The organism is Citrobacter telavivensis (genome assembly GCF_041807075.1).
GTDB lineage: Bacteria > Pseudomonadota > Gammaproteobacteria > Enterobacterales > Enterobacteriaceae > Citrobacter_A > Citrobacter_A telavivensis.
Genome location: NZ_JBGUBF010000001.1, coordinates 1173088 through 1186533, shown reverse-complemented (window position 1 = coordinate 1186533; position 13446 = coordinate 1173088). Strand labels below are relative to the sequence as shown.

Genomic DNA, 13446 nt, shown 5'->3' with positions numbered 1-13446 from the left:
GCTCCGTCGATAAAAAGCCACCGTCTGTCGCACACTAATTCCAGCCAATTTTCACTTTCCGCCGGGGTGGCCTGACCGTCACTGTCGGTATGCGACTCACAGGAGATGCCATGAAAATAATAACCTGCTTTAAGCTGGTGCCTGAAGAACAGGACATTGTTGTTACACCCGAGCAAGCGCTCAGCTTTGACAATGCGGACACCAAAATCAGCCAGTTCGACCTCAACGCTATCGAGGCCGCAACGCAGCTGGCCACAGAAGCGGAAGATGAGATCGCTGCGCTGACGGTGGGCGGTTCATTATTGCAGAACTCGAAAGTGCGTAAGGATGTGCTCTCCCGCGGGCCACACGCACTGTACCTGATGCAGGATGCACAGCTGGAACACGCGCTGCCAAAAGATACTGCGCAGGCCATCGCCGCCACGGTGGAAAAAATCGGTTTCGATCTGATCCTGTTCGGCGAAGGCTCTGGCGACCTTTACGCACAACAGGTTGGCCTGCTGGTCGGTGAGATCCTGCAACTCCCGACCATTAACGCCGTCAGCCGCCTCCAGCGTCAGGGCAATAAGCTGGTTGTTGAACGCACGCTCGAAGAGGACGTTGAAGTGATCGAGCTGTCGCTTCCTGCGGTTCTCTGCGTCACATCGGATATTAACGCCCCACGCATCCCCTCCATGAAGGCCATTCTTGGCGCCGGGAAAAAGCCGGTGCACACGTGGCAGGCCAGCGATATCGGCTGGAGCCAGGGCGCACCACGGGCAGAGCTGGTCGCCATTACCGTGCCGCCGCAAACGGCACGTAAGCACATCATTCTGGATAACGATTCGCCGGAAGCCATCGCCGAACTGGCTGAACACCTGAAAAAAGCCCTGAACTGAGCCCAACGGAGAACACAATCATGAGTCAATTAACCCACGTCTGGGTATTTAGCGATAACGTTGAACGCTATGCGGAACTGATGGCCGGCGCGCGTCAGTGGGGTCAGCAGGTTTACGCCATTGTTCAGGGTTCCGAACAGGCGGCACGCGTTAAGCCGCTCGGCGCTGACGGTATCATCGTGCTGGAGAAGACGTCTGAACTGCAGCGAATTGAAAACTACGCCGAAACGCTGGCCGCGCCGATCCGGGAAAAAGGCAACGGGCTGCTGCTGATGGCGGCAACTAAACGCTGCAAAGCGCTGGGCGCGCGTCTGAGTATTCAACTCGATGCGGCGTTGGTGAACGATGCGACGGCGGTGAGCGTCGACGAAAACGCGCTATTTGCCGAGCATCGTATGTATGGCGGACTGGCGTTTGGCAAAGAAAAACTGAACAGCCCGCTGGCCATTATCACCCTCGCGCCAGGCATACTGGAGCCGGTCGCGGCGAATCCCGCGCATGACTGCCCGGTAGTCACCGCCGAATGGGTTGCCCCGCAACAGGAGATCCTGTGTCAGGAACGACGCGCCAAATCACTCAGCAGCGTTGATCTGAGCAAAGCAAAACGTGTGGTGGGCGTGGGTCGCGGTCTGGCGGCGCAGGACGACCTCAGCATGGTGCGCGAACTGGCCGCAGTGCTGGGCGCAGAAGTGGGCTGTTCACGTCCGATCGCCGAAGGGGAAAACTGGATGGAGCGCGAGCGTTATATCGGCGTTTCCGGCGTGCTGCTGAAGTCTGAACTGTATCTGACGCTGGGCATCTCCGGGCAGATCCAGCATATGGTTGGCGGCAATGGCGCCAAAGTGATTGTCGCCGTGAATAAAGATAAGAACGCGCCAATCTTCAACTATGCCGATTACGGACTGGTGGGCGATATCTACAAAGTGGTCCCTGCCCTGATCGCGCAGCTGCGCTAACTCTCACCTTTACCCACATCTCCCGCTGTGCAAACGGCGGGAAGGGAGCTTTAAGCATGTCGGATGAAAAATTTGATGCCATCGTCGTCGGTGCTGGCGTAGCGGGAACGGTGGCGGCGTACATCATGGCGAAAGCCGGACTCGATGTTCTGGTCATCGAGCGCGGCAACAGCGCGGGCAGTAAAAATATGACCGGGGGTCGCCTCTACGCCCACGTGATCGAGCGCATTATGCCCGGTTTTGCCCAACAGGCCCCCGTTGAACGTAACGTCACCCGCGAGAAAATCTCGTTTATGACGCAGGAAAGCGCGACCACGCTGGACTACCATCGCGAACAGGCGGATGTCCCTGGTCAGGCGTCATACACCGTGTTGCGCAACCGCCTCGATCCGTGGCTGATGGAGCAAGCTGAAGCGGCTGGCGCGCAGTTTATTCCCGGTGTGCGCGTGGACGCGCTGATTCGTGAAGGCAACCAGGTGACGGGCGTACAGGCCGGCGATGACATTCTCGAAGCCAACGTGGTGATCCTCGCCGATGGCGTCAATTCGATGCTGGGCCGTTCGCTGGGTATGGTCCCTGCTTCCTCGGCACATCATTACGCCGTCGGCGTGAAAGAGCTGATTGGTCTCTCCCCGGAGCAAATCAATGACCGCTTTAACCTGTCCGGAAATGAAGGTGCGGCCTGGCTGTTCGCCGGTTCCCCGTCAAACGGCCTGATGGGCGGAGGATTCCTCTATACCAATCGCGACTCCGTTTCCCTCGGCCTGGTATGCGGACTGGGCGACATGGCCCATGCACAGAAAAGCGTGCCGCAGATGCTGGAAGATTTTAAACAGCATCCCACCGTTCGTCCGTTAATTCAGGGCGGCAAGCTGCTGGAATACTCGGCGCACATGGTACCGGAAGGCGGACTGGCGATGGTGCCGGAACTGGTGGGTGACGGCGTGATGATTGTCGGCGATGCCGCAGGCTTTTGTCTGAACCTCGGTTTCACGGTGCGCGGAATGGATTTAGCCATCGCCTCTGCCGAAGCGGCGGCGCACGCAGCGATTGTGGCAAAAGCGCGCCAGGACTTCTCTGCCCGCACGCTGGCGGAATACAAAAGCGAACTGGAGAAAGGGTGTGTCATGCGTGATATGCAGCATTTTCGCAAGATGCCGGCGCTGATGGAGAATCCCCGCCTGTTCACCCAGTATCCGCGCATGGTGGCAGACATCATGAGCGACATGTTCACTATCGATGGCCGCCCGAATCAGCCGATGCGCAAAATGATCCTGTCGCATGCAAAACAGGTCGGTCTGATGAATCTGCTGAAGGATGGCATTAAGGGAGTCACGGCACTATGAGTCAGGACAATCGCGTTAACGTCGACGTCAAGCTTGGCGTCAATAAATTCCATGTTGATGAAGGACACCCGCACATCATTCTGGCGGCTAACCCGGACAGTAAAGAGTTTCAAAAATTGCTGAACGCCTGCCCCGCCGGACTCTATAAACAGGATGAGGCGGGTACGATTCACTTTGATTCTGCGGGCTGTCTGGAGTGCGGAACCTGCCGGGTGCTGTGCGGTGAGACGATCCTCGAAAAATGGGAGTACCCCGCTGGTACCTTTGGCGTCGATTTCCGCTACGGCTGATGGGTACAACTGCCGGATAGTGACGCCTGGCGTCTTATCCGGCCTGCGAACACCTCACTACCCACTTGATTTACCGGGAACCTCCGATGAGTGTCACATTAACGTTTGACGCCGGGCGGCGGGACGCATACCGCAAGCTTGGCTTTTGGGGCGATGCCTCGCTGGGAGACTACTGGCAGCAAACCGCGCGCAGCGTGCCGGAAAAAATTGCCGTCGTGGATAACCACGGTACCGCATTCACCTATACCGCCCTCGACCATGCGGCAAGCTGTCTGGCAAGCTGGATGCTGGCGAACGGCATTCAATCCGGCGACCGCGTCGCCTTTCAGCTTCCCGGCTGGTGCGAATTTACCGTTATCTATCTCGCCTGCCTGAAAATCGGCGCAGTATCCGTTCCCCTTCTGCCCGCCTGGCGCGAAGCCGAACTGGTATGGGTGCTGAACAAGTGTCAGGCGAAACTGTTTTTCGCCCCGACCGTGTTTAAACAAACGCGCCCGGTCGATTTAATCTTGCCTCTGCAAAATCAGTTGCCGCATCTGCAACACGTTATCGGCGTCGATAAACTGGCACCGGCCACCACCTCACTCGCCCTCAGCCAGATAGTAGCGGACAACGCGCCGCTTGCCCGTCACATTCCGGTTCACGGTGACGAACTGGCCGCCGTGTTGTTTACCTCTGGCACCGAGGGAGTACCGAAAGGGGTCATGCTCAGCCACAACAATATTCTCGCCAGCGAGCGGGCCTACTGCGCCCGTCTGAATCTGACCTGGCTGGACGTCTTTCTGATGCCAGCACCGCTGGGACACGCCACCGGTTTTTTACACGGCGTGACGGCACCGTTTCTGATCGGCGCGCGCAGCGTGCTGCTGGATATTTTTACCCCAACGGCCTGTCTTGATCTGCTGGAACAGCAGCGCTGCACCTGCGTGTTAGGGGCTACACCGTTTGTTTACGATCTGTTGTGCACCGTTGAGCAGCAGCCCGCCGACCTCTCTTCGCTGCGTTTCTTTTTGTGCGGCGGCACCACCATTCCCAGGCGCATTGCCCGCGACTGCCAGCAGCGCGGCATTAAGCTACTCAGCGTCTACGGCTCGACGGAAAGCTCGCCGCATGCGGTAGTGAACCTTGACGATCCGCCCTCCCGCATGATGAATACCGACGGCTATGCGGCGGCGGGGGTGGAGATCAAGATTGTTGATGAAGCGCGTAACCCGGTTCCGCCCGGCGTTGAAGGTGAAGAGGCGTCACGCGGGCCGAACGTGTTTATGGGCTATCTCGATGAGCCAGAGCTAACCGCCCGGGCGCTGGATAGCGAAGGCTGGTACTACAGCGGCGATCTCTGTCGGATGGACGAGGCGGGCTATATCAAGGTCACCGGGCGCAAGAAAGATATCATTGTTCGGGGCGGCGAAAACATCAGCAGTCGCGAGGTGGAAGACATTCTGTTACAGCATCCCCGTATTCACGATGCCTGCGTGGTTGCCATGCCGGATGAGCGTTTAGGTGAGCGTTCCTGTGCCTATATCGTACTGAAAGCGCCGCATCATTCTCTGTCGCTGGAAGAGGTTGTTGCCTTCTTTAGCCGTAAGCGTGTGGCGAAGTATAAGTATCCGGAGCACATCGTGGTGGTTGAAAAGTTGCCCAGAACGGCATCCGGGAAGATCCAGAAGTTCCTGTTACGCCAGGATATTATTCAGCGGTTAGCGTCGGAATGACGTGAGGTACAAATTGCCGGATGACGGCGTACCGCCTTATCCGGCCTACAGGGGCATTGTGGGTGTATGTATTGCCGGATGACGGCGTACCGCCTTATCCGGCCTACAGGGGCATTGCGGGTGTATGTATTACCGGATGACGGCGTATCGCCATCCGGCCTACAGGGGCATTGCGGGTGTATGTATTACCGGATGACGGCGTATCGCTTTATCAGGCCTACAGGGGCATCGCCGTAGGCCTGATAAGCGTAGCGCCATCAGGCATTACCTTACTTCTTCAGTTCAGCCAGGCTCAGCCAGGTCTGGACAACGGTATCCGGGTTCAGCGACAGGCTGTCGATTCCCTCTTCCATCAGCCAGGCGGCAAAGTCTTCGTGGTCAGACGGACCCTGACCGCAAATCCCGACGTATTTACCCTGTTTCTTCGCTGCGCGAATCGCCATCGACAGCAGTGCTTTTACCGCGTCGTTACGCTCATCAAACAATTCGGATACCACGCCGGAGTCACGATCCAGACCCAGCGCCAGCTGCGTCATGTCGTTAGAACCGATCGAGAAGCCGTCGAAGTATTGCAGGAACTGTTCGGCCAGCAGGGCGTTGGACGGGATCTCACACATCATGATGATCTTCAGCCCATTCTCACCGCGTTTCAGCCCCTGGCGCGCCAGCTCTTCCACAACCGCTTTTGCCTGCTCAACGGTACGCACGAATGGGATCATGATTTCGACGTTAGTCAGCCCCATGTCATTACGCACGCGCTTCACCGCGTCGCATTCCAGCGCGAAGCAATCACGGAAGCTGTCCGACACGTAGCGGCCCGCACCACGGAAGCCCAGCATTGGGTTCTCTTCATGCGGCTCATAGCGCTCACCGCCGACCAGGTTCGCGTATTCGTTAGACTTAAAGTCAGACAGACGCACGATCACCCGTTTCGGCCAGAATGCCGCACCGAGAGTGGCGATCCCTTCCGTCAGGCGACCGACATAGAATTCACGCGGAGAGTCAAAGCCTTTCATCATCTCGCGGATGTCGTTCTGCAGTTTGGCATCCTGGGAGTCAAACTCCAGCAGTGCACGCGGGTGCACGCCAATCATACGGTTGATGATAAATTCCAGACGCGCCAGACCAACGCCTTCGTTAGGCAGACAGGCGAAGTCAAATGCCCTGTCCGGGTTACCGACGTTCATCATCACCTTCAGCGGCAGATCCGGCATGGTATCGACGCTGGAGCTCTTAACGCTGAAGTCGAGCAGGTCGGCGTACACGTAGCCCGTGTCACCTTCTGCACACGAAACGGTGACCTTCTCGTCATCCTTCATGCGTTCAGTGGCATCGCCACAGCCGACCACCGCCGGAATACCCAGTTCACGCGCGATAATCGCGGCGTGACAGGTACGACCACCGCGGTTTGTGACAATCGCCGCCGCTTTTTTCATGATCGGTTCCCAGTCCGGGTCGGTCATGTCGGTAACCAGCACGTCGCCAGGCTCAATGCGGTTCATCTCGCTGATGTCCTGAATGACCTTCACCGGACCCGCGCCGATGCGGTGGCCGATGGCGCGCCCTTCCGCAATGATTTTGCCCTGCGCATGCAGCGTGTAACGCTCCATCACCTGACCGCGAGAACGCACGGTTTCCGGACGCGCCTGTACGATGAACAGCTTGCCGGTGTGACCGTCTTTCGCCCACTCGATGTCCATCGGACGACCGTAGTGTTTCTCTATCTGCACCGCCTGCTTCGCCAGTTCCTGCACTTCGTCGTTGGTCAGAGAGAAAATGTCGCGGCTTTCCTGCGGCACATCTTCAATGGTGACCTGTTTGCCGTGCTCCTGAGTCGGTGCGTAGACCATGCGGATTTTTTTCGAGCCCATCGTGCGACGCACAATAGACGGACGATTGGCCGCCAGGGTCGGTTTGTGGACGTAGAACTCATCCGGGTTCACCGCGCCCTGTACCACCATCTCACCCAGACCCCATGCCGAGGTGATGAACACCACCTGGTCAAAGCCGGATTCGGTATCGATGGAGAACATCACACCGGATGAAGCCAGATCGGAACGCACCATCCGCTGAACGCCCGCAGAGAGCGCCACGCCGCGGTGGTCATAGCCCTGGTGAACACGATAGGAGATCGCGCGGTCGTTAAACAGCGACGCGAACACGTGCTTCACGGCGACCAGTACGGCGTCAAAGCCCTGGACGTTGAGGAAGGTTTCCTGCTGACCGGCAAAAGAGGCGTCCGGCATATCTTCCGCCGTTGCAGAAGAACGCACGGCGAAAGACGCATGCTGATCGTCCGCAGAGAGTTGCGCGTAGGCATCGCGGATGGCATTTTCCAGCTCAGGCTGGAAAGGAGTGTCGATAATCCACTGGCGGATCTGTGCGCCTGCCTTCGCTAATGCGGTGACATCATCAATATCCGTCTGATCCAGCAGTTCATAGATGCGCTGGTTTACGCCGCTTTGGTCCAGAAACTGGTTGAACGCATCGGCGGTTGTGGCAAAACCATTCGGTACCGATACACCCATACCGGAAAGGTTAGTAATCATTTCACCCAGGGAGGCATTTTTGCCCCCAACTCTGTCTACATCATTCATGCCGAGTTGGTTATACCAAAGCACCAGCGGTGACGAGCCATTGTTGGACATCGAACAATCCTTTTGTGATAAATGAACGAGTTTAGGAAAAGCTTAATTACGTATTTATCTTTGCATATTTAACCCGCTTAAAAAAACGGTGAATCGTTCAAGCAAATATATTTTTTATTTTTTCGGACAGTTTACCCATTTGCGCAAACCCACGAGTGGCGGGCGATCCCCACAAAATGTGTCGGTATAAACATCTGTTCCAGAAAATGAAATGTACTTTTCATAAAATATAAAAATACCATTTCATTTTTAAAATGAGCGTTATTTTCTACGCTTCAGAGTAATTTTAATTTATGCTTTCAGAGAATTATGACTGACTTCCAGGGTGTGAAAATGGATAATGCTGTAGATCGTCACGTATTTTATATTTCCGATGGTACGGCAATTACCGCTGAAGTATTGGGCCATGCGGTGATGTCGCAGTTCCCCGTCACTATCAGCAGTATCACGCTACCGTTTGTCGAAAATGAGAACCGTGCCCGTGCCGTTAAGGACCAGATCGACGCCATTTTTCAACAAACCGGCGTGCGTCCACTGGTGTTCTATTCGATTGTATTGCCGGAAATCCGCTCCATCATCCTGCAAAGCGAAGGCTTCTGTCAGGATATCGTGCAGGCGCTGATCACTCCGCTGCAACACGAAATGAAACTCTACCCCACACCGATTGCCCACCGGACTCACGGGCTGAATCCGGGTAACCTGATCAAGTATGATGCGCGGATCGCCGCCATCGATTACACCCTGGCCCACGATGATGGCATTTCGTTGCGCAACCTCGACCAGGCGCAGGTGATTTTGTTGGGCGTCTCGCGCTGCGGCAAAACGCCCACCAGTCTCTACCTGGCGATGCAGTTTGGCATCCGCGCGGCGAACTATCCCTTTATTGCCGACGACATGGACAATCTGGTTCTGCCCGCGTCGTTAAAACCCCTACAACATAAACTGTTTGGTCTGACGATTGACCCTGAACGTCTGGCGGCCATTCGCGAAGAACGCCGGGAAAACAGCCGCTACGCATCCCTGCGCCAGTGCCGTATGGAAGTGGCTGAAGTCGAGGCGCTCTATCGTAAAAACCAGATCCCATGGTTGAACAGTACTAACTATTCGGTTGAGGAGATTGCCACTAAAATCCTCGACATCATGGGACTAAGTCGACGCATGTACTAACAAACTAGTTCATGAGTTCTGTTTTTTTGTTATCATACCGTTCTGTCGCGAGGTGTGATCCACCTCGCACTTGAAATCAGCAGGGATTGGTTTAAGGTTGTGCCCATCACTTCCCGGTACCTCTGCCGTAGAAGCCACAAATTTCTGAGAATTGTCATGAACAGAACCGATGAACTGCGTACCGCGCGTATAGACAGTCTGGTTACGCCCGCTGAACTTGCGCAACGGCATCCTGTGTCGTCCGCCGTCGCCAGCCACGTCACCGACTCCCGACGCCGGATAGAAAGAATACTGAATGGCGAAGACCGCCGTTTGCTGGTCATTGTGGGACCGTGCTCCATTCACGATCTCGACGCCGCTCTGGAGTACGCCACGCGTTTACAGGCGCTGCGTACTCAGCACCAGGCGCGCCTGGAAATCGTCATGCGCACCTATTTTGAAAAGCCACGCACTGTCGTCGGCTGGAAAGGTCTCATTTCCGATCCGGACCTCAATGGCAGCTATCGCGTGAACCACGGTATTGAACTGGCGCGCAAACTGCTGTTGCAGGTCAATGAACTGGGCATCCCGACCGCCACGGAATTTCTCGATATGGTGACCGGGCAATTTATTGCCGATCTGATCAGCTGGGGTGCCATTGGCGCGCGAACCACCGAAAGCCAGATCCACCGCGAAATGGCCTCGGCACTCTCCTGCCCGGTCGGCTTTAAAAACGGCACCGACGGAAATACCCGTATCGCCGTTGACGCGATCCGCGCCTCCCGCGCCAGTCATATGTTCCTCTCGCCTGATAAAACCGGTCAGATGACCATTTATCAGACCAGCGGTAACCCCTATGGCCATATCATTATGCGTGGCGGCAAAAAGCCAAACTACCATGCTGAAGATATTGTGGCGGCCTGCAGTACGCTGCATGAATTTGATCTGCCTGAACATCTGGTCGTTGATTTCAGCCACGGCAACTGCCAGAAACAGCATCGTCGTCAGTTGGATGTCTGTGATGATATTTGCCAGCAGATCCGTAACGGATCGACGGCCATCGCCGGTATTATGGCGGAAAGTTTTCTGCGTGAAGGTACGCAGAAAATCGTCAGCGGACAGCCGCTGGTCTACGGTCAGTCGGTAACCGATCCTTGCCTTAACTGGGAAGACACTGAACTGCTGCTGAGCAAGCTGGCCTGCGCGGTTGACAGTCGTTTCTGACCGCTCGCCCATCCTTTCGGGGGTGGGCAATTCTTCTCCCCTTTTTGCAAACTACCACATTTAATACTTGTTGTTGTCGCGCACATTATTGATAATAAAAATCATTGTGACATTAATTATTATTAATCAGCCGTGATACCCGTATGGATAACATTGAAGCACCCCGTCTTAAGGAACAAGAAAACGCGGTTCCCCCGCCTGCGCCCATCCGCAAGATCAGCAGTCAGAAACTGTTAGGTGATGACGGTAAGGTAATTATCGATCACGACGGTCAGGAGTACCTGCTGCGTCGAACGCAGGCAGGTAAACTCTTGCTGACCAAGTAGAACATCAGCTTGAACAGCTGACTTCCAGACGCTTTCCCCAGTCCGGCGGACGATGACTGTAATCATCATCGCGCTCGCGGAAGGGCTCCCGCAGTACGGCGTGCAAGCGATGCAGTTCGCTCATATCGCCTTTTTCCGCCGTCTCAATAGCCCGTTGCGCCAGCCAGTTACGTAGCACCACGGACGGATTGGCGCTTTGCATCAGCGACTGGCGCGTCGCATCGGCGACTTCATCGCGCTGTAAACGCGTTCTGTAGCGCGAGAACCAGTCGTCAAATGCGGCACGGTCGATAAATTCATCGCGCAAGGGCGATGCGCTGCTCTGCTGTTCGGTGACGCTCAGCATGCGGAAGGTGCGGGTGTAGTCACTGCGCTCGCGGGCCATCAGGCTGAACAATTCGTTCAGCAGTTCGTTGTCATCCTTTTGTTCGGTCATGAAGCCCAGTTTCTGCCGCATCCGCTGACCGTAGCGCGTCAATAGCGCCGCCTGGTAGCCGTCGAGGGCATCATTCAGCGCCTCAACCGGGATAAAGGGCGACAGGCTTTGCGCGAGTCGCTGTAGATTCCACAAACCCACCGCAGGTTGATTATCGAAACTGTAGCGCCCCTGATGGTCTGAATGGTTACAAATGAACCCCGGCTCATAATCATCCAGAAAACCAAACGGACCGTAGTCCATCGTCAGTCCAAGAATCGACATGTTATCGGTGTTCATCACCCCGTGCGCAAAACCGACGGTTTGCCAGTCGGCTATCAGTGACGCAGTCCGCGCGACCACGTCGCGAAACCAGAGAATGTACTTGTCGGCTTCCTGCTGGAGGTGCAGCCAGTAATGGCGAATCGCGAAATCCGCCAGTTGCTGAACGTTTTCCGGTTCGCGGCGATAATAGAAATGCTCAAAATGGCCGAAGCGCATGTGGCTTTGCGCCAGTCGCATCAGCATCGCCCCCGCCTCCACCGTTTCACGGTAAACCGGCGTTTCGCTGGTGACAATCGCCAGCGCCCGGGTTGTCGGTATCCCCAGATAGTGCATCGCTTCACTGGCGAGGCTTTCACGAAGAGTGGAGCGCAATACCGCACGACCATCCCCCATGCGCGAATACGGCGTCAAACCCGCGCCTTTCAGATGCCAGTCCATCGTGCTGCCATCGGCAAGCAGTTGCTCACCCAGCAAGATGCCACGCCCGTCGCCCAACTGGCCCGCCCAGACGCCAAACTGATGGCCGCTATAGACCTGCGCCAGCGGAGACATTCCCGCTAGCAGTGTCTCACCGCCCCAGACCCCCGCCGGGCCGTCAGGATGAAAAAGCGAGTCGGGGATACCCAGTTGTTCGGCAAGCGCATCATTGTGCCAAATCAGCCGTGACTTATTCAGCGGCGTTGGCGACAGTGCGGTAAATGTTGCTGGCAGTTCATCGCGCCAGCGGGCTGTAAAAGACAGGGTCATAGGGCCTCCTGCCTGTAGTGTAGACGGTTAATACCGGCATAAACACCAGCAAACAGAAAGGTTATCCGTGGAGTAACTGGGTTACCTGATCCGCGGTGACGGCAGGCCACAGACCGCCCTGCATGGCACCAAAACCGAATGGCATCACGCGGGTCAACATCGCTTCGTTGTCGATACCGGCGATCATCAGCGATTCACAATAAGGGGAAACTTGCGTGAGAATGGCGCGCATGAACGGTTCGAAGGAGAGCTGCGTAGCCCGGCGATGAACAAAATTCCGGTCCAGTATTATGCGTTTAAATAACCCATCGAATATGGCTTTGTTGGCACTTTCTCCTGCACCGAAATTGGCCAGTACCAGAGGAAAACGTTCGACAAGCGCGGTCAGCGTTTTATTCTCTTTTCCGTCAGACAGTTCGGGAAAATTCTCATTAATCATCAATTCCAGAAATGAAAATCGTTTAACGGCAGAAACGCGCTCACTATCCATTAATAATAACGGTACAACTGCCGGGGTTATATAAATCCAGGCGACAAGTTTATGTTGAATAAAAAAGTGTTGGCACGTTTCGAGCAGGGCCAGTTTTTCGACAAAGAGTTGGCACTGCTCTTCGGGAGAAAGTCGCGGAAGCACCAGATCCGTAGGGATGCGAACCTTGTCGTCATCACTGACAAAGTTTGCGATGATACTTAAACCGATAAGTTTCCGTTGTACATTCCGGGCGGGCTGAAAATAGAGTTCAGAATGGTACACATTATCCAGTGAAATATTCATCACGGCAGCCCCACACACTGGGAGTGATTCGGCAACCTATTACACAGGATGTCGTCATCCATCTTTTTTAATGACAGAGGGGAAATGTTCATGTTGTCCTTTTCACCCGGAGTCCCGGTTCCTTTGTTTTCAGCTTATCCTGATTATAAACACTTAGCCAGCATTGTTCTTTTCCCGACAATAAAAGCGAGGCGCGCACTCAATCAGAAATAACACTTTGCAACTAAATCCGTCTCGCCTGCCAAAAGTTTTTCCGCCAGTAAACATTATCCAGCGACGAGCGCATCACGCCACGACTGGTTGACGCATGAATAAATTGACCGTTGGTATCATAAATACCCACATGTAAACCGCTCTCTCCCGATCCGGTTTTGAAAAACACCAGATCGCCAGGCAGTAATTCGTCTTTATCGATTTCCGTCCCCAGTTTTGCCTGTTGACGGGTTTCACGCGGCAGTTGCAAAGCGAACTGGTCGCGCATGGTCATCAGCACAAAGCCGGAACAATCCACGCCACCGCGGCTCATGCCGCCGTAACGATACGGTGTACCGCGCCAGGTCTGGAGTTGATCATTTAATCCGGCAATAACGGTGATGGAATCAGAGAGCCGGGCATTGGGCGGCGGCGCTCGGTGGCTACTACATCCTGCCAACAACAGTGCTGTGCAAAAAAGAAACCAGAAACGCATTCAGGCG

Annotated in this window: 12 protein-coding genes; 8 read left to right on the top strand and 4 right to left on the bottom strand. The window is 55.4% G+C overall.

What is annotated here, in order from left to right:
• Positions 1-110: 110 nt before the first annotated feature.
• The 5 genes from ACERJC_RS05695 to fadK all read left to right on the top strand — a co-directional run bounded on the left by ACERJC_RS05695 (position 111) and on the right by fadK (position 5185).
• A complete protein-coding gene (locus ACERJC_RS05695) occupies positions 111-878 on the top strand; it encodes an electron transfer flavoprotein (RefSeq protein ID WP_373671228.1) in 768 nt (255 codons plus the stop codon).
• Between the two features lie 20 nt (positions 879-898).
• Positions 899-1834 carry an electron transfer flavoprotein subunit alpha gene (locus tag ACERJC_RS05690; protein WP_373671227.1) on the top strand — a complete coding sequence of 312 codons (936 nt, stop codon included), beginning with the start codon at positions 899-901 and terminating at the stop codon, positions 1832-1834.
• A 56-nt stretch (positions 1835-1890) separates the two neighbouring features.
• Positions 1891-3180, top strand: a complete 1290-nt coding sequence (locus tag ACERJC_RS05685) for an FAD-dependent oxidoreductase (RefSeq protein WP_373671226.1) — start codon at positions 1891-1893, stop codon at positions 3178-3180.
• On the top strand, positions 3177-3470 hold the full coding sequence (locus ACERJC_RS05680; RefSeq protein ID WP_046480326.1) for a ferredoxin family protein: 294 nt from the start codon (positions 3177-3179) through the stop codon (positions 3468-3470). The genes ACERJC_RS05685 and ACERJC_RS05680 overlap by 4 nt, the downstream gene beginning before the upstream one ends.
• An 86-nt stretch (positions 3471-3556) precedes the next feature.
• Complete coding sequence (gene fadK, locus ACERJC_RS05675) at positions 3557-5185, top strand: medium-chain fatty-acid--CoA ligase (protein ID WP_373671225.1); 1629 nt, start codon at positions 3557-3559, stop codon at positions 5183-5185.
• Between the two features lie 269 nt (positions 5186-5454).
• On the opposite strand, the gene ppsA is transcribed toward fadK, so the two are convergent.
• Complete coding sequence (gene ppsA / locus ACERJC_RS05670; protein ID WP_152404896.1) at positions 5455-7833, bottom strand: phosphoenolpyruvate synthase; 2379 nt, start codon at positions 7831-7833, stop codon at positions 5455-5457.
• 333 nt (positions 7834-8166) lie between these two features.
• Here ppsA and ppsR point away from each other — a divergent pair, with 333 nt between their 5' ends.
• From ppsR to hemP, 3 genes are all read left to right on the top strand, one after another.
• Entirely contained in the window at positions 8167-9000 is an 834-nt protein-coding gene (gene ppsR / locus ACERJC_RS05665) for a posphoenolpyruvate synthetase regulatory kinase/phosphorylase PpsR (RefSeq protein ID WP_094465393.1), read from the top strand.
• A gap of 156 nt (positions 9001-9156) precedes the next feature.
• Positions 9157-10203: a 3-deoxy-7-phosphoheptulonate synthase AroH gene (gene aroH / locus ACERJC_RS05660; RefSeq protein ID WP_373671224.1), complete on the top strand. Its 1047-nt coding sequence runs from the start codon at positions 9157-9159 to the stop codon at positions 10201-10203.
• Between the two features lie 143 nt (positions 10204-10346).
• Positions 10347-10529 (top strand): hemin uptake protein HemP, encoded by a 183-nt coding sequence (gene hemP / locus ACERJC_RS05655; RefSeq protein ID WP_152404898.1) that lies wholly within the window; start codon positions 10347-10349, stop codon positions 10527-10529.
• Positions 10530-10533: 4 nt separating this feature from the next.
• On the opposite strand, the gene selO is transcribed toward hemP, so the two are convergent.
• The 3 genes from selO to ACERJC_RS05640 all read right to left on the bottom strand — a co-directional run bounded on the left by selO (position 10534) and on the right by ACERJC_RS05640 (position 13439).
• Positions 10534-11976, bottom strand: a complete 1443-nt coding sequence (gene selO, locus ACERJC_RS05650; RefSeq protein WP_373671223.1) for a protein adenylyltransferase SelO — start codon at positions 11974-11976, stop codon at positions 10534-10536.
• Positions 11977-12037: 61 nt separating this feature from the next.
• Positions 12038-12751, bottom strand: a complete 714-nt coding sequence (locus ACERJC_RS05645; protein ID WP_178823907.1) for an EAL domain-containing protein — start codon at positions 12749-12751, stop codon at positions 12038-12040.
• Positions 12752-12974: 223 nt separating this feature from the next.
• Entirely contained in the window at positions 12975-13439 is a 465-nt protein-coding gene (locus tag ACERJC_RS05640) for a C40 family peptidase (protein WP_152404901.1), read from the bottom strand.
• Positions 13440-13446: the final 7 nt, after the last annotated feature.